Here is a 21,704-nt window from a genome sequence, read left to right as displayed (position 1 = left end):
ATCGCAGCCTGCGGCAGCTCCTACGTCACGACCGGCATATCCCCGCCGGTTTTTCGTCTTTGACACAATCCCCAAATCCCTTCTGATTCCCTCAAGTCCGCTGTTTGCCTGCCCTGCAGCCGCCAGAAAATAGTTGGTGCAGTTATTGCTTATGGCTCATTAGTACAGCGGTGGGCGGCAAACGTCCGGCAGATAGAGGAAAGACTGTGGACAAGTACCTTTACGTGGCAATGACCGGCGCCAGCCAGAATGCACTGGCGCAAAAGGCTCATGCCAACAACCTGGCGAACATTTCCACCAACGGTTTTCAGCGTGACCTGGAGCAGGCGCGGTCGATGCCGGTATTTGGTGACAGCTTTCCGGCGCGGGCGTTTGCCCTGTCCGAGCGACCGGCCACCGACTTCACTGCTGGCGCGCTGGTGGAAACCGGGCGCGACCTCGATGTGGCGGTGAGTGGCAATGGCTGGATTGCCGTGCAAACCCCCGACGGCAGTGAAGGTTATGTGCGTACCGGCAGCCTGAATGTCGATGCCCTGGGCGTGTTGCGGGCCGGCAACGGGATGCCGGTCATGGGCAACGGTGGGCCGATTGCCGTGCCGCCGGAACAGAAAATCGAAGTCGGTCAGGACGGCACCATCAGCATCCGCGCGATGGGCGAAGGCCCGCGGGTGATGGCCCAAGTCGATCGCATCAAGCTGGTCAACCCGGACCTGAAGAACATGACCAAGGGCCTGGACGGTTCGATCCACACCAAAGACGGCCAGCCGGCCGATGCAGATGCCAATGTGCAACTGGTGTCCGGCTTCCTCGAGTCGAGCAACGTCAATGCCGTCGAGGAGATGACCTCAGTGCTGGCGCTGGCCAAGCAGTTCGAGCTGCACATCAAGATGATGAACACCGCTAAAGAAGGCGACGAGGCCATGGCTCGGGTCTTGCAGATCAGCTAATCACCAGAACGTAGCGCCGTAAAACAGGCGCGCGAGGAGAATCGAATGCTTCCGGCTCTATGGGTTGCCAAAACAGGTCTGTCCGCCCAGGACACCAACCTGACGACTATTTCCAACAACCTGGCGAACGTCTCGACCACGGGTTTCAAACGTGACCGTGCCGAGTTCCAGGACCTGCTGTACCAGATCAAACGCCAGCCTGGCGCCCAGTCGACCCAGGACAGCGAGTTGCCATCGGGCCTGCAAGTAGGTACCGGTGTGCGCATCGTCGGCACCCAGAAAAACTTCACCGCCGGTAGCCTGCAAACCACCGAGCAGCCGCTGGACATGGCCATCAATGGTCGCGGGTTCTTCCAGGTCCTGCAGCCGGACGGCACCACGTCCTATACCCGCGACGGTACCTTCCACCTGGACTCCAATGGCCAGATCGTCACGGCCAACGGCTTCGCGCTGGAGCCGGCGATCGTCGTGCCGAACGATGCACAGACCTTCACGGTCGGTCAGGACGGCACGGTTTCGATCACCATCGCCGGTAACCCGGCTTCCCAAGTGATCGGCAACCTGCAGACCGCTGACTTCATCAACCCGGCGGGCCTGCAAGCGGCCGGCGGCAATATGTTCCTGGAAACCGCTGCCAGCGGCGCGCCGCAAATCGGCACTCCGGGCTTGAACGGTTTTGGCCTGACGCTGCAAAACACCCTGGAAACCTCCAACGTCAGCACGGTTGAAGAGATGGTCAACATGATCACCACTCAGCGCGCTTACGAGATGAACTCCAAAGTGATCTCCACCGCCGACCAGATGCTCTCGTTCGTAACGCAGAATCTGTAATCAAGTCTATGGGGCGACCCGAGGTCGTCTGCAACACCGTGAGGTAGGGTCATGAGTCGGTTTGTTACTGTTCTGGTACTGAGTGGGATCGCGGTGCTCGCGGGGTGCGTTTCCCCGCCGCCGAAGCCGAATGACCCTTACTACGCGCCCGTGTTGCCGCGCACCCCGTTGCCGGCTGCGGCGAACAACGGCTCAATCTATCAGGCCGGCTTTGAACAGAACCTGTACGGCGACCGCAAGGCGTTCCGGGTCGGTGACATCATCACCATCACCCTGAACGAGAGGACTCAAGCCAGCAAAAACGCCAACTCGCAAATAGGCAAGAACAGCAAGACCGATATCGGACTGAGCTCCTTTTTCGGTGGCGGCTTGAGTACCAATGACCCGATTGGGGGTGGCGACCTGAGCCTGGATGTCGGTTACAGCGGCGACCGTGCGACCAAGGGGGACAGCAAGGCCGGGCAGGGCAACAGCCTGACCGGTTCGATCACCGTGACCGTCGCCGATGTCTTGCCCAACGGCATCATTGCCGTGCGCGGCGAGAAGTGGATGACCCTCAATACCGGTGACGAGCTGGTGCGGATTGCCGGCCTGGTGCGTGCCGACGATATTTCCACGGATAACACCGTACCTTCGACCCGGATCGCTGACGCGCGCATCACCTATTCGGGGACCGGTTCGTTTGCCGATGCGAGTCAGCCAGGCTGGTTCGACCGTTTCTTCCTCAGCCCGCTGTTCCCTTTCTAGGTGATGACCCGGCCCATGTTGAACTTCAAGCACCTGATGGCGGCCATGCTCTTGCTGTCCACGGCCTTCAGCGCTCACGCCGAACGGTTGAAGGACATCGCCAGTATCTCGGGCGTACGCTCCAACCAATTGATCGGCTACGGCCTGGTCGTCGGGCTTAACGGCACGGGCGACCAGACCACGCAGACCCCGTTTACCCTGCAGACCTTCAACAACATGCTCTCGCAGTTCGGCATCAAGGTGCCGCCCGGCTCCGGCAATGTGCAGTTGAAGAACGTCGCGGCGGTATCGATCAGCGCCGATTTGCCGGCGTTCGCCAAGCCGGGGCAGACGGTGGACATCACCGTGTCCTCCATCGGCAACTCCAAGAGCCTGCGCGGCGGCACTTTGCTGCTGACGCCGCTCAAGGGTATTGACGGCAACGTCTACGCCATCGCCCAGGGCAACCTGGTGGTTGGCGGTTTCGACGCGGAAGGCCGCGACGGTTCGAAGATCACCGTCAACGTTCCGTCGGCCGGGCGGATCCCCGGTGGCGCCTCCGTCGAGCGTGCGGTGCCAAGTGGTTTCAACCAGGGCAACAGCCTGACCCTCAACCTCAATCGATCGGACTTCACCACGGCCAAGCGCGTCGTCGACAAGATCAACGATCTGCTCGGGCCAGGCGTGGCCCAGGCCATCGACGGTGGTTCGATTCGGGTGACCGCACCGCTGGATCCGAGCCAGCGTGTCGACTACCTGTCGATCCTCGAAAACCTCGAAGTCGATCCAGGTCAGGCTGTGGCCAAGGTCATTATCAACTCGCGTACCGGCACCATCGTGATCGGCCAGAACGTCAAGGTTTCACCGGCCGCCGTGACCCACGGCAGCCTGACGGTGACCATTACCGAAGACCCGATCGTCAGCCAGCCGGGCCCGCTGTCCAATGGCCAGACCGCCGTTGTGCCACGCTCGCGGGTCAGTGCCGAGCAAGAGGCCAAACCGATGTTCAGGTTCGGCCCTGGCACCACCCTGGACGAAATCGTGCGTGCGGTGAATCAGGTCGGCGCGGCGCCGGGTGACTTGATGGCCATCCTCGAAGCCTTGAAACAGGCCGGCGCCTTGCAGGCCGATCTGATCGTGATTTGAGGGGGCGGCCATGGATATTCAGAAAAGCGCTCGGGTGAGCAGCGGCGATTCGGGTTCCTATTCCGACCTCAACCGGCTTAACCAGCTCAAGGTCGGTGACAAGGACAGCGATGGCAACATGCGCAAGGTGGCGCAGGAGTTCGAGTCACTGTTCCTCAACGAAATGCTCAAGTCCATGCGTTCGGCCACCGATGCGCTGGGCCAGGACAACCCGCTCAACACCCCGGCGGCCAAGCAGTACCAGGAAATGTATGACCAGCAGCTGGCGGTTTCCATGTCCCGCGAGGGCGGCGGCATAGGCCTGGCGGATGTCCTGCTGCGGCAGATGTCGAAAACCAGGCCGGCCCACGCGGCGACCGACTCGACTTTATCGACCGCTGTAGAAGGCGCGGCCAAGGCACCGGTCCCGACTCCGATCGCTGCCGGGACCACCGCCACCAACGGCCCCTTGAGTCGTCTCAACGGTCAACGTCCCTTGTGGGCATCGCGCTCGGCCAGCGAGCCACAACCGGCTGCCGAGGGCGCGACCCATGACGTCAGGAGCTTGCTCAATCAGCGACGCCTGGCCTTACCGCCGAAACTCGCCGACCGGTTGTTGATGGGGATCGTGCCATCGGCGACCACCGCTGCCGCTGCCACCCCGCACAATGCGTTGCCGACCCGGACCACGCCGGCTGCCGATGCCGTGATCAAGGGCGACTGGCAGTCCGCGCAAAGCTTTGCCGCGCCGCACGGGCGGATGCAGGTCTACGGTCGGGCCATAGCCCAGCCACCCCTGGCGCCCGCGAAAAAAGCCTTCAGTTCGGCAGACGAATTCGTCGCCACCATGCTGCCCATGGCGCAGCAGGCGGCTGACCGGATCGGCGTCGATCCGCGCTACCTGGTGGCCCAGGCCGCGCTGGAAACCGGCTGGGGTAAATCAGTCATGCGCCAGCAGGACGGCAGCAGCAGCCACAACCTGTTCGGCATCAAGGCCAGCGAAAGCTGGAAGGGCGCCCAGGCCCGGGCCATCACCAGCGAGTTCAGGCATGGCGAGATGGTCAAGGAGACGGCCGAGTTCCGTTCCTACGATTCTTACCAGGACAGCTTCCATGACCTGGTGACCTTGCTGCAAAGCAACAATCGTTATCAAGAAGTCCTGAAGTCGGCCGATAATCCGGAACAGTTTGTGCGCGAGTTGCAGAAGGCCGGTTATGCCACCGACCCGGATTACGCCAGCAAGATTTCACAGATAGCCAAACAAATGAAGAGCTACCAGAACTACGCTGCGGCGAGCTCCTCCACGACTTTATAAGGTCATGAACCATGAGTTTGATCAATATCGGGATGTCGGGGCTGTCGGCTAGCCAGTCCTCATTGATGACAACCGGCAACAACATTGCCAACGTCGACACCGCCGGTTATTCACGCCAGCAAACCGTGCAGGGGACCAAGGCCTCCATTCAGTACGGCAACGTCTTTATCGGCACCGGTACGACTCTGGCCGATGTGCGCCGGGTATATAACGCCTACCTTGACACCCAGTTGCACACCACTACCTCGCTCAATAGTGATTCGGCCGCCTACCTGGCGCAGGTCAAGCCGGTCGACTCGATGTTGTCCGACGCCAATACCGGCGTCACTGCGGCGCTGCAAAAGTTCTTCACCTCGATGCAGGGCGTGGCGACTTCACCCACTGACGACGCGTCTCGCCAGTCCGTGCTGACCAGTGCCCAGGCCCTGAGCAATCGCTTCAATACGATTGCCAGGCAACTGAACGATCAGAACACCAATATCAATGGCAGCCTGGGAGACATGGCGACGCAGGTCAACAAGCTGACGAGCTCGATTGCCCAGCTCAACCAGAAGATTTCCGAAGTCTCGGGCGGCGGCGGCCAGCCGAACGATCTGCTCGATACTCGCAACGAAAAGGTGCGTCAGCTCTCCGAACTGGTCGGTACGCACGTGGTCGAGCGCGGCACCAATTACGATATCTACATGGGCAGCGGCCAGCCGCTGGTGATGGGAAATACCACCAATACCCTGGAAGTGGTGCCGAGCAAGACCGATCCCGACCGCTCCTCGATCCAGATGAATCGCGGTTCGAGCACCATCGACATCACGTCGATCATCAGCGGCGGCGAGATGGGTGGTTTGATCCGCTACCGCAACGAAGTACTCGACCCGGCGATGAAGGAGTTGGGCCGCGTCGCGCTGGTGATTGCCGATCAGGTCAACAGTCAGCAGGCCCAGGGCCTGGACAAGAACGGCGACTTTGGCGCGGCGATTTTCGGCAGTATCAACAGTGCCGCGCTTGTCAGTCAGCGCAGTATTGCCAATGCCGGTAACGATCCCACATCCGGCAATCTCAACGTCACCCTAAAAAACACTGGCAAGCTGACCACCAGTGATTATCAAGTCACCTTCAGCAGTCCCACGGATTACAACGTCCGGCGCTCTGACGGCACCGACATGGGGGCCTTCAGCACCCTCACCACGCCGCCTCCGGTCATCGACGGTTTTACCATGACACTGAGCGGCGGCGCCAAGCTCGGTGATACATTCAAGGTGACGCCAACCCGCAGTGGCGCCACCGATATGCAGACCGTGCTCGCCGATCCGAAAAAGATCGCTGCGGCCGCGCCTCTGACCGGTGTCACCAGCGCCAACAACAAGGGCACCTACACCCAGCCGACGCTGACCAGCAGCCTGGATATCTACAATTCTGCCGCCAGCACCGAGCTGCAGAACGGTCTGAAATACTCGACGCCGGTCAAGCTGGTGTTCGACGCCGCATCCGGCAGTACTCAGGGCTATACGCTCTACGATGTCAAGGGCACCAGCATGGGCACCGGGACTATCGTCCCGGGGCAAAGCAATGCCCTGAACCTGCAAGTGAAAATGGTCGATGCCAGCGGCAATCCGGTCATGGACAACAGTACTATCCCTGCGACCCAGAAAACCTTCACGGTCCAGACCACCGTGAGCGGCACGCCCAACGACAAGGAAAGCTTCACCATCTCGCTGACGCCAGCCGCGTCCTCGGACAACCGTAACGCCCAATCCATTGTTGGATTGCAGGCCAGACAGACAGTCGACACCGGTTCGGCGAGCAAGGGCATCAGCCTCACGGATGCTTACGGCAAGTTGGTCACCAACGTCGGCGCCCAGGCGGCGCAAGGAAAATCCGATGCCGAGGCCACTACGGCGATCCTGGCTCAGGCCAAGGGTGCCCGCGATTCGTTGTCCGGTGTCGACCTCGATGAGGAAACCGGCAACCTGGTCAAATACCAGCAGTACTACACCGCCTCTTCGCAGATCATCAAGGCTGCGCAGGAAATCTTCAGCACTCTGATCAACAGCCTTTAAGGAGTCGTAGTTCATGCGCATTTCTACCGCTCAGTATTACGAAACTACCGCTGCCAACTACCAGCGCAACTTCAATAAAGCCATCCAGACCAGTGCCGAGGCCAGTAGTCTGGTTCGCGTCAATACCGCGGCGGATGATCCTATCGGTGCGGGGCGTCTGCTGCAGCTGGGGCAGCAGAGCGCAATGCTCGAGCAGTACAACGGCAATATCAACTCGATCAAGAGCACGCTGAGCCTCTCGGAAACGACCTTGACCTCCATTGGCACAGCGTTGCAGCGGGCCAAGGAAATTGCCCTCAGTGCCGCCAACGGTAATGCCACCGATGCTGACCGCAAGGCCTATGCCGCGGAGCTGGGGCAGATCCAGGAACAGGTGCTCGGCCTGATGAACTCCCAGGACTCGGCGGGGAACTACCTGTTCGCCGGCTCGAAAACCGATACGCCACCCTATTCGCGGAACTCCGACGGCACCTATAGCTATAACGGCGATCAGTCGACTTTGAACCTGGCCATCGGTGACTCTTTGTCGGTCGCCAGCAACACCACCGGCTGGGCCGCTTTCCAGCAGGCGATCAATACCAGTCGCACGCAGAGCAACATGACCGCGCCGCTCGTGGATGATGGGCGAGTGACGTTGTCCAGCGGACAGGTCGCAAACAGCGCGACCTACAATTCCAGCTTCTCCACTGGCGAGCCTTACACGGTGAGCTTTCTCAGCAGTACACAGCTGCAGATCACCGATGTGCTGGGCAATGACGTGACTTCCGAAGCCAGCCAGGGCGGCGTGATCAGTTCAAGTAACGGGGCAAACCAGGTCGTCAGTTTCCGTGGTGTCGACATGAACCTGAACATCAACCTGAAGTCGACCGATACCAATCCGGACCAGGTGATTGCCGATCACAGCTTTGAGTTGTCAGCCAAACCGGACTCCTTCAACATCTCGCGCAGCCCCGGTAACCCGTCGACGGCGGTGATCACCGGTGCCAAGCAAACCAACTCGACGGCCTATACCAGCAGCTTTCCGGCCGGTGGTGCGATCCTCAAGTTCACCAGCGCGACAGCCTACGATCTCTATGCGGCGCCTCTGACCGCCGATAGCAAACCGGTTTCATCGAGTACCATGGTTGGCAGTAACGCGACAGCGGCCGGTGTGACGTTCACCCTTGGCGGCACGCCGGCAGCCGGCGATCAATTCGTGATCCAGGCCAATACCCATCAGACGCAGAATGTTCTGGACACCCTGGGTTACATGACTGCCGCGTTGAATGCGCCGGTCAATAACGATCCGGTTGCCAAACAGAAGCTACTGGCGGCAATGGATTCGGGCATCAGTAACCTGGCCAGCGCGACTGAACAGTTGGGGACCGAGATCACGTCGGTGGGTGTGCGCGGTCAGGCGCTGGACGATCAGGCGATGACCAACCAGAGCCTGGGGATGGCCAATACCATCACCCAATCATCGATTCGCGACTCTGACCCTGCCGAGGTCATGACCCGTTTGACGCTGCAGCAAACCATGTTGCAGGCCGCTCAACTGGCGTTCAGCAAAATCACTCAGCTGGGCCTGTTCAACAAGATCTAAGGTCACCGTCGTATAACAACCGCCTATTTTCAGCGGTTTCAAGGGGCTCACTCGGCTGAGTGAGCGCCCGCCGCTTGCGAGCCTTGCCGTGAATTCAACGCCTCTAGTCAGCATCGTCATCCCCGCCTTCAATCCGCGCTTTTTCAGCCAGGCATTGCAGGGAGCCCTGCAGCAAAGCTACGACAATCTCGAGATCATTGTCTGCGATGACAGCCGCGGTGATGAGATCAAGGACATGGTCGAATCGTTGCCTGGCGGCGGGGCGGTCTCTGTGCGCTACGTGAGAAACCCGCAGACCCTGGGGTTTGTCGGCAATCTGCAGGCGTGTCTGGATGAGGCTCAGGGCGAATTCATCAAGTTCCTTTGTGATGATGACCTGCTGTTTCCGGCATGTATTGCGCGACAGGCACAAACGTTCATAGAGAATCCGGATGTCAATCTGGTATTCGCCCAGCGACTGTTCTGGGACGCTGATAATCTTCAGCTGCCCTCACGTCTGGAGAACAGTCCGTTGTCACCCGAGTGTGGGTTGTTCAAGGGCGAGGACATGCTGGCGGTTTTCGAGGCGTTCCCGATTAATTTTCTGGGTGGTTTGACCAGTGCGCTGTTCCGCCGTGCTGATGTGCTGGAGTTGTTGCCGGCCTTGGCTCAGTCAGGTCAGGGCTTTGTCGCATCGCTGGATTTCGCGTTATATATCTGCCTATTGCGGCGCGGCAATATGGTGGTGTTGAACCATATTCTTGGTATCGAACGCCTTTATCCGGAGCGCTTCATTCGTCAGCAGCCGATGAGAAGGGCGGTGCTGGCGGAAATGCAATGGCTGGTGGAAATGCTCAAGGCCCGCAGTGGTGAGCCGGCACCTGCCAAGGGCTGGATTCGTTACGTGCCGTTGGCACAGGCGGATCAGTCGCCGCGAGTCTGGGTAGAGCTGCCGCTGAGTCGATCATTGGGTACCAAGCAAACCACTCAGCAATGGCGGGTGGGTATAGCCAGCGAAAGCTTTTCCGAGTTGTATTCGCAATGGCTAGCGTGCCGCACACTCTCTGATCCTCAGCGGCGACTGCTGCCGGATACCCTTGCGGGATGGGCGCTGCAACCGAAAATCGTCCCGGTCGTTATTGATGAACATGCCAGCAGCGCTGGCCTGGAGATCACTCTGCAGAGCCTCGCCGGGCAGCTTTATCCACCTGAGTTGGTGCTGGTGTTGTCCAGTGGCTGTGCCGAGGCAGTGCTGGATGAGCGGGTTTTCAGCCTGCCGCTACAAGATGACTGGCAACAGCAAGTCAATGAATTGTTGCCGCAACTCGAAGGGATTCACTGGTTCTATCTGCTGCGTGCGGGTGATCGTTTGGTCGAGCCGGCGTTGCTGATGATGGCTGAACGCATCGCCACGTCACCGAGCGCATTGTGCATTTACAGTGATGAAGGTGGCTTGCTGGAAGGCGAGTCGGCAGAACCTGCATTCAAGCCGGATTTCAACCTGGATCTCATGCGCAGCTATCCCTACGTGGGGCGATGTCTGGCGTTCCAGCGTGAGCGTTTCCTGGCGTTGGGTGGCTTCAATTCGCACTATGGCGAGCTTGCGCCTCACAATGTGCTCTGGCAGATGGTTGAAAGTGACGGTAGCCAGGTCGTCGAGCACATTGCCGAAATTCTACTGGAGTCGCCGTTTTCCCTTTCTCAATGGCTGTCTCTACCTGAAGTGGTCGAACACAATCCCGAGGTGCTGGCCGCTCATTTGCAACGTATGGGCATCGCTCATGAGATTCGCAGCGGCAGCCTGCCGTTGCTCAATCGGGTCGATTACCTTCATGCTGGTCGACCGTTGGTTTCGATCATTATCAGCAGCAAGGATCAATTGGCAGCGTTGCAGCGCTGCGTAGAGAGCTTGCTGGAGAAAACCGCTTATACCGAATATGAGCTGTTGATCGTCGACAACGCCAGTGAAAGTGCCGAAGCCCGTGCATGGCTGGCAAGCATGGCGCAGCTGGGCAGCGATAAGTTGCGGGTGCTGGATTACCCTCTGGAGGCCAATGTTGCGGCGATCAGCAACTTTGCGGCGCAACAGGCGCGCGGTGAATACCTGCTGATGCTCAGCCCTTACGCAGTGATCACCCATGACGACTGGCTGGATGCTTTGCTCAACCATGCGCAGCGTCCGGAAGTCGGTGTGGTGGGAGCCAAGCTATTCAATTCTGATGGGCTTGTGGTGCATGCCGGTTTGATTCTGGGGCTTCAGGGTCCGGCTGGCGTGCCATTTTTCAGGGAGTCACTGCAAGCCGCTGGCTACATGCATCGATTGCAGGTCGTGCACGACCTAAGTGCAGTCGGTGCCGACTGTTTGATGGTGCGCAAACATGTCTTCGACAGTGTGGGTGGTCTGGATGAGGTGAGCTTCACTCAAGCTTTCAGTGAAGTGGATTTTTGCTTGCGGGTGCGCCAAAGCGGTCATCTGGTCGTCTGGACACCCCATGCGCTGGTGGCGATCGGCACGCGGCCGGTAGCAGACAAGAATGTTGTGCTGGAGGCGCGTGCCGCCAAGGACCAAGAAACAATCTACAAGCGCTGGTTGCCGATCATTTCCCGCGATCCGGCGTACAACCCGAACCTTACCCTCAGTAGCCTGAGCGGCTCCAGTTTCGGTCTGGAGCCGGGCTTGAGCACCGGCTGGAGTCCATTTTCCAGCCGGCAGTTGCCGAGCATCCTCGCCTTGCCGGTCAACGCATCGGCGGTCGGCCACTACCGCGTAACCCAGCCGTTTATCGAGTTGGAAGCGGCGGGCAGAGCGGTCGGACGGATTCACTATGACATGCCGTCGATCATCGAGATCGAGCGCCAGTCGCCTGACGTAATTATTTTGCAGGGGCGTTACAACGAAGGACCGATTAACGAAGTCGTCAACCTGAAAACCTACTCCAATGCTCGGCGTATTTTCGAACTGGATGACTATGTCATTAGTGTTCCGCATAAAAATGAACATGTGCGCAACATGCCTGCCGACATGGAAAGCCAGGTCCGACGCGGTATCAGTCTGTGTGATCGGGTGGTGGTTTCGACCCAGCCTCTGGCCGATGCCTTGTCGGATATGCACCACGATATTCGCGTGGTTCCGAACATGTTGGCGACACAACTGTGGACGGGGCTACGCAGTCTGCGCCGGACGTCGAAAAAGCCTCGGGTAGGTTGGGGCGGTGGTACCAGTCATGCCGGTGATCTGGGGATCATTGCCGATGTTGTTCGCGAGCTAGCCAACGAAGTTGAATGGGTGTTCTTCGGGATGTGCCCGGAAGCGTTGCGGCCTTATCTGCATGAGTTCCATGGGGTAATCGATCTCAGTATCTACCCGGCCAAGCTGGCCAGCCTGAACCTGGACCTGGCCCTGGCCCCACTGGAATTCCACATCTTCAACGACTGCAAGAGCAACCTGCGACTGCTGGAATACGGAGCCTGTGGCTACCCGGTGGTTTGCACCGATACGGCGGCCTATCGAGGTTATCTGCCGTGCACTCGGGTGAAGACCAACAGTACCGATGAATGGCTGCAAGCCATTCGCATGCACTTGGCCGATCCGGATGCCAGCTACCGCATGGGCGATGAGCTGCGCGAAACCGTGCTGCGCGATTACATGCTGCGAGGGGATAACTTGCAGTACTGGGAAAATGGCTGGCTGGCGGATTAGGTCGCCAACCTTTCAAAAGATCGCAGCCTGCGATCTTTTGATCTTGCTCTCTCGATCACCAACACATAGCCGCAAGAACCCTTGAAAAGATCGCCGCCTTCGGTGCCCCTCTGGCAATCCGAGCTGGCGCGTTTCCTGCAAGTCCCCCAAATATCGCCATAAAACGTGCATTTACGTCGCCGCCGAAATAACCATGGCTGGCGTCCAACGTTTTATCCAGATGGCCCGCAAAAGCTTGATTTAGCTTGGCTGAGCCCTGTGAAGAACAAGAGGGGACACGATGAAGGCAGTTATTTTGGCAGGTGGCCTGGGCACCCGGATCAGCGAGGAGTCGCACCTCAAGCCCAAGCCGATGATCGAGATCGGCGGCAAGCCAATTCTCTGGCACATCATGAAGCAGTACTCCGCGCACGGAATCCACGATTTCGTGATCTGCCTTGGCTACAAGGGCTACGCGATCAAGGACTTCTTCGCCAACTACTTCCTGCACACCTCTGACGTCACCTTCGACATGCGCAACAACCGCATGGACGTTCACCAGAACTATAGCGATCCGTGGCGCGTGACCCTGATCGACACCGGTGAGGGGACCATGACCGGCGGGCGTTTACGGCGTGCCAGTCGTTATCTGGAAAACGAAGAAGCCTTCTGTTTTACCTATGGCGACGGCGTATCCGATCTGAATATCGGAGCCCTGGTGGATTTCCACCTGTCTCACGGCAAGCTGGCAACGGTCACTGCCGTGCAACCACCAGGTCGCTACGGCGCACTGGATCGCGAGGGTGACCGGGTACTGGGTTTTACCGAAAAACCTCGCGGTGATGGTGGCTGGATCAATGGCGGTTTCTTCGTATTGTCGCCCAAGGTGCTACCCCTTATCGAAGGCGATGAGACTTCGTGGGAATCCGGACCGCTCGATGGCCTCGCCGCACGGGGTGAATTGATGGCCTATCAGCACGACGGCTTCTGGCAGCCGATGGATACCCTGCGGGACAAGAATCATCTCGAGCAGTTGTGGCAGCGCGGGGAGGCCCCATGGAAGCAATGGGACTGAGCCCGGAGTTCTGGCGCGGCAAGCGCGTTCTGCTGACCGGCCACACCGGTTTCAAAGGCAGTTGGCTGACGTTGTGGCTGCAAAGCCTGGGTGCCGAGGTCAGCGGTTTTGCCCTTGATCCTTCGACTGAACCGAGCCTGTTCGAACTGGCTCGCGTCGCTGAAGGTATCAATGATCTGCGCGGCGATTTGCGCGATCTGGGGGCCTTGCTCGAATTGATTGCCGACGTCCAGCCGGAAATTGTCCTGCACCTGGCGGCACAGCCGCTGGTGCGGGAGGGTTATCGCGACCCGCTAGGGACTTACTCGAGCAACGTCATGGGCACCCTCAATCTGCTCGAAGCGATCCGGCAGATCGGTGGCGTGCGGGCCTGTGTACTGGTAACCACCGACAAGGTGTACGCCAATCAGGAATGGCTGTGGCCATACCGCGAGAACGAAGCCCTTGGCGGTCATGATCCTTACAGCAGCAGCAAGGCCTGTTGCGAATTGTTGGCGCAGTCTTACGCCGCCTCTTTTTTTCCGGCCGAGCGTTATGCCGAGCACGGTCTGGCCCTGGCCACGGCGCGGGCAGGCAATGTGCTGGGTGGCGGCGACTTTGCCCCGGAGCGCTTGATTCCTGATGTGCTCAAGGCCTGGTCCGTCGAAACACCCGTGACCTTGCGTAATCCACAGGCCGTTCGCCCCTGGCAGCACGCTCTGGAACCCTTGGCCGGTTATCTGCAACTGGCGGCCAGTCTCTACCAGCAAGGCCCAACGTTCGCAGGGGCATGGAACTTCGGTCCGAGCGAAGCCGACATGTGCAGCGTTGGCGAGGTGGTCGAGATGCTCGCCAGGCGCTGGCCGCACGCACCGGGTTTGCGCATCGAACCGAGTGATCTGCATGAGGCCGGCCTGTTGCGCCTGGACAGCAGTCGCGCTCGTCAACTGCTGGCATGGCAGCCGCGCTGGTCCTTGCAACAGTGCTTGGCGCAGACACTGGATTGGCATCTGGCCTGGAAGAACGGAGAGGACATGCGCGCGGTGACCCTTGGCCAGTTGAACCTGTACCGAGGCGCGTTGTGAGCGAATTTCTGTTGAAGGAGTTACCCGTGGCCGGCCTGTTCAGCGTCCAGCACAAACGCTACCAGGATCAGCGTGGGCACTTCGCCCGGCTGTTTTGCGAAGGCAGCTTGAATGCGTTCGGCCAGGCATTTCATATCCGCCAGATCAACCATTCCTGCACCCACGAGCGTGGCAGTGTGCGGGGTCTGCATTACCAGACTGCTTCGCTGCCGGAAGCCAAGCTCATTACCTGCCTGCGCGGTGAAGTCTGGGATGTAGCGGTGGATTTTCGCCCCGACTCGCCGACCTACCTGCAATGGCATGCCGAGCACCTGCGTGCCGGCGATGGCCGCAGCCTGCTGATTCCAGCTGGATTCGCCCATGGCTTTCAGGCTTTGAGTGATGACGCTGAACTGCTTTACCTGCATAGCGCCGACTATGCGCCGGAACATGAAGCCGGGCTGTCGGTGAATGATCCACGGCTGGCGATTGCCTGGCCGTTGCCTGTCAATAATCTGTCGCTCAGGGATGCCGGTCATCCCTGGCTCGATAGCCGGTTCGCTGGAGTGCGTCTATGAACTGCCGCGGTTGTGGCACCCCTTTGGTCCTGCCCCTGATCGATCTGGGCACCTCGCCGCCGTCCAACGCTTATCTGCGGGTTGATCAACTCGAGCAGCCCGAGCAGTGGGTACCGCTCAAAGTGGCGGTCTGCCAGGAATGCTGGCTGGTACAAACCGAAGACTACACCAGCGCCGACAGTCTGTTCGACGCCGACTACGCCTATTTCAGTTCCTTCTCCAGCACCTGGCTGGCCCATGCCGAGCGTTATGTGGCCGAGATGGTCGAGCGTTTTGGCCTGAACGGGCAGAGCCGAGTGGTGGAAATCGCCGCCAACGACGGTTACTTGTTGCAGTACGTCGCCAAGCTCGGCATTGCCTGCCTGGGTGTCGAACCGACCCGCGGCACCGCGCAAGCTGCGCGGGAGAAGGGACTGGAAATTCGCGAGCTGTTCTTCGGTCGTGAAACCGCGTTGCAGTTGCGCAGCGACGGCTGGGCAGCAGATCTGATGACGGCCAACAATGTGCTGGCCCACGTCCCGGACATCAATGATTTTCTCTGCGGTTTCGCCACCTTGCTCAAGTCCACGGGCGTGGCGACGTTCGAGTTCCCACAGCTGCTGACACTGATGGCCGGACAGCAGTTCGACACGCTGTATCACGAGCACTACTCCTACCTGTCGCTGACAGCGGTGCAGCGTCTGTGCGAGCGCAATGGTCTGGAAGTCTTCGACGTGAGCGAGTTGCCGACCCACGGCGGTTCGCTGCGGGTCTTCGTCCAGCGCGCCGATGGTCAGCGCCGTGACATACAACCGGCGGTACAGCAGCAGTTGCAGGCCGAACTGGCTGCGGGCGTGAAAACCCTCGAGTACTACGCAACCCTGGCCCCGGCCGCCGAACGTATCAAGCATGAATTGCTGCGTTTCCTGTTACAGGCCAAGGCCAACGGCAAGCAAGTGGTCGGCTACGGTGCTGCGGCCAAAGGCAACACCTTGCTCAACTACGCCGGGATCAAGCCTGACCTGCTGGCCTGGGTGGCCGATGCCAGCCCGCACAAACAGGGCAAGTTTTTGCCGGGGAGTCGTATCCCGGTGGTTTCCTCTGATCGTATTGAAATCGAGAAACCGGACTACGTCCTGGTATTGCCCTGGAATCTGCTGGATGAAATCACTGCGCAGTACGCTCAGGTCAAGAGTTGGGGCGGGAGTTTTGTCGTGGCCATTCCAGAGTTGAGCGTTCGATGAGCAGAATTCATTACACCAAACCGAGTGTCGGCGAGCTGGAAGCGTCCTATGCGCTGGATGCCGTGCAGAACGGCTGGGGCGAGCGTTGCTATGAATACCTCACGCGCTTCGAAAAAGCCTTCGCCCAGCACATGGGCGTGTCTTACGCGATCGCCACTTCAAGCTGCACAGGCGCCTTGCACATGGGCATGGCAGCGCTGGATATCGGCGCTGGCGATGAGGTGATTCTGGCCAACACCAACTGGATCGCCTCGGCTGCGCCCATTACCTACCTGGGCGCGACGCCGGTGTTTGTCGACGTATTACCCGACAGCTGGTGTCTGGACCCGGAACAGGTCAAACAGGCCATCACCCCTCGTACCAAAGCCATTCTGGCCGTGCATATCTACGGCAACCTGTGTGCCATGGACGAGTTGCTCGAGATCGGCCGCGAGTACGGTATCCCGGTGATCGAGGACGCCGCTGAAGCCATAGGTTCGCAATGGCGCGGTAAACCTGCCGGTTCGCTGGGTGCGTTCGGTGCATTTTCGTTCCACGGCACCAAGACCATGACCACGGGCGAGGGCGGTATTTTTGTCACCTCGGACAAGGCCTTGTACGAGCGTGTCCTGACCTTGTCCAACCACGGTCGGGTTGCCGGTAGTACGCGCCAGTTCTGGCCGGATTTCATCGGTTTCAAGTACAAGATGAGCAACCTCCAGGCGGCAGTCGGCTGTGCCCAGATCGAGCGGGTCGACGAGCTGATCGAGCGCAAGCGGGCGATTTTCGCCAATTACGCCCGTGCCCTGAGCGGGCTTGCTGGTGTTTCGATGAATCCTGAACCTGCGCATTCGCAGAACGGTTACTGGATGCCCACTGTGGTGTTCGACGCCGCCACGGGGATCACTCGGGAAGAACTGATCGGCGCATTTCAAGCAGCAAATATCGATGCACGGGTGTTCTTCTGGCCGTTGTCGTCATTGCCGATGTTTTGCGATAGGCCGGTGGTGACGCCAGTCGCGTACTCGTTGCCTGGACGGGCCATCAATCTACCGAGTTACCACGATATGACCGATGCTGATCAGCAGCGGGTGATCGATGTCGTTCGAAGCGTGCTCATGCATAGGGGGCAATTATGAAGATCTACCTGCTGGGCGCGGCAAACCCCGAAGCGGTGCGCATGATGGGCGCGGTGCAACGCTCGGCGCCGAACATGGAATTTGCCTTTCTGGACAATGATCCGGCCAAACACGGCACTGTCTTTTATGGCGTTCCGGTCATCGGTGGCACGGATCGCGTGGCTGACTTGCAAGGCCCGGACACATACTTCGTCAATTTGATTACTCGCGACACCCAGACCCGCTATGAGACGACTTGCCAGATCGTCGAGGCCGGGGGAGAACTGGGCAATTTTGTGCACCCGGGTATCGACCTGACGATGACCCGCATGGGCGTAGGCAACTATCTCCAGGAAGGTGTGATTATCCAGGCCGAAGTCTCCCTGGGAGACAACAGCAGTATCAGTTACGGGAGTCTGATCGGTCATGAAGGCCGGATCGGTAACTCTGTGTTCATGGCCCCGGGCGTGGCCATTGCAGGATGTGTCGAGGTCGGTGATGGTGCTTTTATCGGCACCAACGCGACCATTCTTCCGCGTTTGCGTATTGGTCGTTGGGCCACGGTGGGGGCCGGAGCTGTGGTCACTAAAGATGTCCCCGACTACGCCGTGGTCGTGGGTAATCCCGCCAGAATTATCAAGACTCAGGCTGTTTCCTATTTAGATGGTCGGGTTTTTAAATAAAACAAAGCCCTCGTATCGGAGCGTTTGTATGAATCCTCATGAGCAGTTTCGTGAAGAAGTAAGCCAAAACATCGAAGGCTTGCAGCAGGACAAAGAACTTCAAACCAATTCGCTGGACTGGGTCGGTGTCACGGCAAAGCATAAGTACACCTACAACTTCAGCTGGATGGGCCGCCCGATCATCCAGTTTCCTCAGGACATGGTTGCCATGCAGGAAATCATCTGGGACCTGCGCCCGGATGTGATTGTCGAAACCGGCATTGCCCATGGCGGTTCTCTGGTGTTTTACGCATCGATGCTTGAGCTGATCGGGCATGGCGAGGTGCTGGGTATCGATATCGATATTCGTCAGCACAACAGAGAAGCCATCGAGGCTCACCCAATGAGCAATCGGATTCGGATGATCCAGGGTTCGAGCATCGACCCGGCGATCGTTGAGCAAGTTCGCGCGCGGGTTACCGGTAAAAAAGTGCTGGTGGTACTCGACTCCAATCATACCCACGAACACGTTCTCGAAGAGCTGCGCCTCTATGCGCCGCTGGTGTCGGTCGGCAATTACTGCGTGGTGATGGATACCGTGGTCGAGGACATGCCCGAAGATGCCTTCCCGGATCGTCCATGGGGCAAGGGCGATAACCCGAAAACTGCTGTATGGGCTTTTCTGGAAGAGAATCGTGACTTCGAGATCGATTCGCGGATTCACAGCAAGCTGCTGATCACCGTCGCACCGGACGGGTATCTGCGTCGCGTGCGTTAAGTAACACCATCATCAAGCGTCTATCGGGCGATTCGCCGGCTGTGGGGAAAGGTTATGCAAGGCAATTACGGTTCTGAACACGCGTTACCACTGAGCGAGCTGTTGACTGTGGTGTTGATAACCCACAACCGTCCGGCTTTTTTGCGCAGAGCAGTGCAGTTTTACAGCGTCTTGTCTTGCAGGATCCTGATACTGGATTCCTCCACTCAAGCGGCGCAAGGCATAGGCGAACATCTACCGACGGTTGACTATCACCATCTGCCACAGTTTGGTTACTGGGGAATTCAGGCCAAGCTGGCTTTTGGCGTGAAACAGGTGAGCACGCCCTATATGGTATTTGCCGCCGACGATGATTTTCTTGTGCATACCGCGCTGAGTGACTCGGTGGCGTTTCTGGAGGCGAATCAGGACTACGGCATGTGCCACGGCTATTGTCTGATGTACCTGGCCCTGGCCAATAGCGTGAGCTATTACCGACGCGACAAGAAAGTCTGTGAAGACTATTCGTCCGACCGCGGCCAGGATCGCGTGCTTGACTATATGAGCCAGTACATCCCGCCGTTTTATGCCGTACAACGCACAGCGCTGATACGCGACTGGTACGCAGCAATGCCGGAAGGCACCATCTTCCAGTGGCAGGAAATTGGCCATGTCTACTACATGCTGGCCCGGGCCAAGGCGCGGATCTTACCGATTCCCTATGTGGTGCGTGAGATCAACTACAACTACTCGGATCACAACACCGAGGTCTTGCACTCGCTGACCTTTACCGATTCCAAAACGGTGGCTGAGCGTGAAGCTTTTGCCGTGTTTCTGGCGTCACTGCCTACGGGCATCACCGAGCTTGACCCTGAGCAGACCAAGCAGCTGGCGCTGGAAAGCTTCGAGGCGATGACCGACAGCCTGCGCACGGGGCGGGCGCTGACCGCCGAGTTGATTTTCGACTCCACCTGGACACCTGCGCTGTTGGGGCCGGAGCGACGTTTCGGGCCAAAGCAATACGTCGAAATGCCGTTCTATAATCAGGTGTTTTTCGACCAGTTGACCCACTTCGAGTTTCTTCTTCACGCTATGCCGGCTGGCCGTGTACAGCTACAGACACTGGAAGGTGTGTGGGCCCGGCAAGATAACCTGTTGCGCCCGCGCAACAACGATAACGTTGAAAGTATTGTCGACCGCCTGTGGCAGGCTCAGGAGTGCAATATGTTCAACCGCCAGGTGGTCAACCGCCTGGTACAACAAATGGAAACGCTGGGCGAGGATGACGATGCCACGCGGATGTCCGCCTGGGCCGAGCGTCTGGAGGCGGTGTCCCCCCAAGGTAACCATCAAGCATTCGAAAGCATGCGCTCCGGCCGCCTGCTCAAATGGCTGGAAGCACGCCGCCCGAATGTCGAGGAGACCGAGGCGATTGCCCTGCATCTGGCTGCCCATGATCGAGGTCCGCAATTCGGCATCCTGTTGCTGGATCTGGACAACGATGTCGCCAAGCTGCAAGTTACCCTCGACAGCTTGCTCGAAGGGCACTGCAAGAACTTCAAGATTGTGGTGTTCACCACGGGCGAACCGCAAGCGGCGACCAGCCCGCAGAACACCCTGCACTTTGTCCGGGTGACCCAGGGCAACCACGTCGACAAGCTGAACCAGATCGTCCGTCAATCGACCAGCGACTGGTTGCTGCTGGCTCGGACCGGGGACGAGTTCACTGCCGGTGGCTTATTGCGCGCCAGCCTGGAGTTGCTGTCCGCCCCTGGGTGCCGGGCAGTCGCGACCGACGAGCTTCAGCGTACGGTCAATGGCGCGCTGGAGGATGTGTTCCGTCCGGGTTTCAATCTCGATTTGCTGCAAAGCCTGCCGACCTTGATGGCGCGGCACTGGTTGATCCGTCGCGATGTCCTGGTCGAGGCGGGTGGTTACCAGGCGGACTTCAGCAAGGCACTGGAATTCGATTTGCTGCTGCGCATCATCGAGCAGGGCGGTCTGAGCTGGCTTGCCCATCTGGACGAACCGTTACTGATCGCCGAGGCGCCGACGCTGGAGGAAAATCCTCATGAGCGTCAAGCGTTGCTGCGTCATCTGGGCAATCGCGGCTACAAGGCGAAAATCACCTCGGCCTCGCCGGGCACGTATCAGATCGACTATCGCCATGCCGAGCGCCCGCTGGTGTCGATCATCGTGCTCTGCGAGGACAACCTGCCGGCGCTGCAGCGTTGCCTGGAGAGCGTCCGGCTGCGAACCCGCTACACCCATTACGAAGTGCTGATTGCCGACAACCATAGTCAATCGTCGGCAGTGACCTCCTGGCTCGATAGTCAGGAGCAGCAGGCTGGCAAGGTGCGCGTGATCAGGGCCGGGCAGCGCCTGAGTCACTCGGCGTTGTATAACGCCGCCAGTCAGCAGGCACAGGGTGAATACCTGGTGCTGCTGTCGGCCGAGAGTGAAGTGGTCAACCCGAACTGGATCGAGTCCTTGCTCAACCAGGCCCAGCGTCCGGAAGTCGGTGTGGTCGGGCCAAAGCTGATCGATCGCGAGGGCAAGGTCACTCAGGCCGGGCTCATTCTCGGGATGCACGGCGGCGTCGGTTCAGCCTTTGTCGGTGAGGCGAAAGATGCCGACAGCTACCTGAATCGATTGACGCTGGAGCAGAACTACTCCGCGGTGTCCGCGGCGTGCCTGATGGTCCGCAAAGAGCTCTACGACGCGTTGGGCGGCTTCGATGAAGCCGTCTTCGCCGATGCTTTGAGCGATGTCGATTTTTGCCTGAAAGCGGGCCAGGCGGGTTTCCTTACCGTCTGGACGCCGCAGGTACAGGTCGTTCATCCGGGCGCGTTGCCCGAGTCGCCAGACGCCCTTGAAGCCTTGCGCGATAAGTGGGCTGGAGCCTTCCAGGGCGATCAGGCCTACAACCAGAACCTGGCCCTGACCGGCAAGGGCTTTACTCTCGGTGATGTCTCCAGTGTGAACTGGATGCAGTTGCTCGCTTAAGCCTGGCAGACAGGTAAGGACTCAC

Annotated in this window: 16 protein-coding genes; all 16 read left to right on the top strand. The window is 59.2% G+C overall.

What is annotated here, in order from left to right; translation table 11 throughout:
- Window positions 1-206: 206 nt before the first annotated feature.
- The 16 genes from F8N21_RS17030 (at window position 207) to F8N21_RS16955 (ending at window position 21,679) form a co-directional block, all read left to right on the top strand.
- Window positions 207-947: a flagellar basal body rod protein FlgF gene (locus F8N21_RS17030; protein WP_150643227.1), complete on the top strand. Its 741-nt coding sequence runs from the start codon at window positions 207-209 to the stop codon at window positions 945-947.
- A 45-nt stretch (window positions 948-992) separates the two neighbouring features.
- Window positions 993-1,778 carry a flagellar basal-body rod protein FlgG gene (gene flgG / locus F8N21_RS17025; RefSeq protein ID WP_150643226.1) on the top strand — a complete coding sequence of 262 codons (786 nt, stop codon included), beginning with the start codon at window positions 993-995 and terminating at the stop codon, window positions 1,776-1,778.
- A gap of 51 nt (window positions 1,779-1,829) precedes the next feature.
- On the top strand, window positions 1,830-2,525 hold the full coding sequence (flgH, locus tag F8N21_RS17020; RefSeq protein WP_150643225.1) for a flagellar basal body L-ring protein FlgH: 696 nt from the start codon (window positions 1,830-1,832) through the stop codon (window positions 2,523-2,525).
- Between the two features lie 15 nt (window positions 2,526-2,540).
- A complete protein-coding gene (locus tag F8N21_RS17015; protein ID WP_150643224.1) occupies window positions 2,541-3,650 on the top strand; it encodes a flagellar basal body P-ring protein FlgI in 1,110 nt (369 codons plus the stop codon).
- A 10-nt stretch (window positions 3,651-3,660) separates the two neighbouring features.
- Window positions 3,661-4,944 carry a flagellar assembly peptidoglycan hydrolase FlgJ gene (flgJ, locus tag F8N21_RS17010; protein WP_150643223.1) on the top strand — a complete coding sequence of 428 codons (1,284 nt, stop codon included), beginning with the start codon at window positions 3,661-3,663 and terminating at the stop codon, window positions 4,942-4,944.
- An 11-nt stretch (window positions 4,945-4,955) separates the two neighbouring features.
- Complete coding sequence (gene flgK, locus F8N21_RS17005; protein ID WP_150643222.1) at window positions 4,956-6,998, top strand: flagellar hook-associated protein FlgK; 2,043 nt, start codon at window positions 4,956-4,958, stop codon at window positions 6,996-6,998.
- Window positions 6,999-7,011: 13 nt separating this feature from the next.
- Entirely contained in the window at window positions 7,012-8,580 is a 1,569-nt protein-coding gene (locus F8N21_RS17000) for a flagellar hook-associated protein 3 (protein WP_150643221.1), read from the top strand.
- Between the two features lie 88 nt (window positions 8,581-8,668).
- Window positions 8,669-12,259, top strand: a complete 3,591-nt coding sequence (locus F8N21_RS16995; RefSeq protein ID WP_150643220.1) for a glycosyltransferase — start codon at window positions 8,669-8,671, stop codon at window positions 12,257-12,259.
- 280 nt (window positions 12,260-12,539) lie between these two features.
- The gene (rfbF, locus tag F8N21_RS16990; RefSeq protein WP_150643219.1) at window positions 12,540-13,313 is read left to right on the top strand and encodes a glucose-1-phosphate cytidylyltransferase; all 774 of its coding nucleotides are present in this window, start codon (window positions 12,540-12,542) and stop codon (window positions 13,311-13,313) included.
- Window positions 13,295-14,377 (top strand): CDP-glucose 4,6-dehydratase, encoded by a 1,083-nt coding sequence (gene rfbG, locus F8N21_RS16985; protein ID WP_150643218.1) that lies wholly within the window; start codon window positions 13,295-13,297, stop codon window positions 14,375-14,377. The genes rfbF and rfbG overlap by 19 nt, the downstream gene beginning before the upstream one ends.
- On the top strand, window positions 14,374-14,934 hold the full coding sequence (locus F8N21_RS16980; RefSeq protein WP_150643217.1) for a dTDP-4-dehydrorhamnose 3,5-epimerase family protein: 561 nt from the start codon (window positions 14,374-14,376) through the stop codon (window positions 14,932-14,934). The genes rfbG and F8N21_RS16980 overlap by 4 nt, the downstream gene beginning before the upstream one ends.
- Window positions 14,931-16,157, top strand: a complete 1,227-nt coding sequence (locus tag F8N21_RS16975; protein WP_150643216.1) for a class I SAM-dependent methyltransferase — start codon at window positions 14,931-14,933, stop codon at window positions 16,155-16,157. Before F8N21_RS16980 ends, F8N21_RS16975 begins: the two co-directional genes overlap by 4 nt.
- On the top strand, window positions 16,154-17,275 hold the full coding sequence (locus F8N21_RS16970) for a DegT/DnrJ/EryC1/StrS family aminotransferase (RefSeq protein WP_150643215.1): 1,122 nt from the start codon (window positions 16,154-16,156) through the stop codon (window positions 17,273-17,275). The genes F8N21_RS16975 and F8N21_RS16970 overlap by 4 nt, the downstream gene beginning before the upstream one ends.
- Window positions 17,272-17,937, top strand: coding sequence for an acetyltransferase (locus F8N21_RS16965; protein WP_150643214.1), 666 nt, complete (start codon window positions 17,272-17,274; stop codon window positions 17,935-17,937). Before F8N21_RS16970 ends, F8N21_RS16965 begins: the two co-directional genes overlap by 4 nt.
- Window positions 17,938-17,965: 28 nt before the next feature.
- Complete coding sequence (locus tag F8N21_RS16960; RefSeq protein ID WP_150643213.1) at window positions 17,966-18,694, top strand: cephalosporin hydroxylase family protein; 729 nt, start codon at window positions 17,966-17,968, stop codon at window positions 18,692-18,694.
- 54 nt (window positions 18,695-18,748) lie between these two features.
- Window positions 18,749-21,679, top strand: coding sequence for a TIGR00180 family glycosyltransferase (locus tag F8N21_RS16955; protein ID WP_150643212.1), 2,931 nt, complete (start codon window positions 18,749-18,751; stop codon window positions 21,677-21,679).
- Window positions 21,680-21,704 lie beyond the last annotated feature (25 nt).

This window comes from Pseudomonas fluorescens (genome assembly GCF_902497895.1).
GTDB lineage: Bacteria > Pseudomonadota > Gammaproteobacteria > Pseudomonadales > Pseudomonadaceae > Aquipseudomonas > Aquipseudomonas fluorescens_BP.
Note: the sequence above shows the minus strand (reverse complement) of the source record. Positions and strands in the feature narration are given on the sequence as shown.

Excerpts from the sequence above, each read along its gene's own strand:
- flgG (WP_150643226.1), top strand. The coding sequence starts at position 993 with ATGCTTCCGGCTCTATGGGTTGCCAAAACAGGTCTGTCCGCCCAGGAC.
- flgH (WP_150643225.1), top strand. The coding sequence starts at position 1,830 with ATGAGTCGGTTTGTTACTGTTCTGGTACTGAGTGGGATCGCGGTGCTC.
- F8N21_RS17015 (WP_150643224.1), top strand. The coding sequence starts at position 2,541 with ATGTTGAACTTCAAGCACCTGATGGCGGCCATGCTCTTGCTGTCCACG.
- flgJ (WP_150643223.1), top strand. The coding sequence starts at position 3,661 with ATGGATATTCAGAAAAGCGCTCGGGTGAGCAGCGGCGATTCGGGTTCC.
- flgK (WP_150643222.1), top strand. The coding sequence starts at position 4,956 with ATGAGTTTGATCAATATCGGGATGTCGGGGCTGTCGGCTAGCCAGTCC.
- F8N21_RS17000 (WP_150643221.1), top strand. The coding sequence starts at position 7,012 with ATGCGCATTTCTACCGCTCAGTATTACGAAACTACCGCTGCCAACTAC.
- rfbF (WP_150643219.1), top strand. The coding sequence starts at position 12,540 with ATGAAGGCAGTTATTTTGGCAGGTGGCCTGGGCACCCGGATCAGCGAG.
- rfbG (WP_150643218.1), top strand. The coding sequence starts at position 13,295 with ATGGAAGCAATGGGACTGAGCCCGGAGTTCTGGCGCGGCAAGCGCGTT.
- F8N21_RS16975 (WP_150643216.1), top strand. The coding sequence starts at position 14,931 with ATGAACTGCCGCGGTTGTGGCACCCCTTTGGTCCTGCCCCTGATCGAT.
- F8N21_RS16970 (WP_150643215.1), top strand. The coding sequence starts at position 16,154 with ATGAGCAGAATTCATTACACCAAACCGAGTGTCGGCGAGCTGGAAGCG.
- F8N21_RS16965 (WP_150643214.1), top strand. The coding sequence starts at position 17,272 with ATGAAGATCTACCTGCTGGGCGCGGCAAACCCCGAAGCGGTGCGCATG.
- F8N21_RS16960 (WP_150643213.1), top strand. The coding sequence starts at position 17,966 with ATGAATCCTCATGAGCAGTTTCGTGAAGAAGTAAGCCAAAACATCGAA.
- F8N21_RS16955 (WP_150643212.1), top strand. The coding sequence starts at position 18,749 with ATGCAAGGCAATTACGGTTCTGAACACGCGTTACCACTGAGCGAGCTG.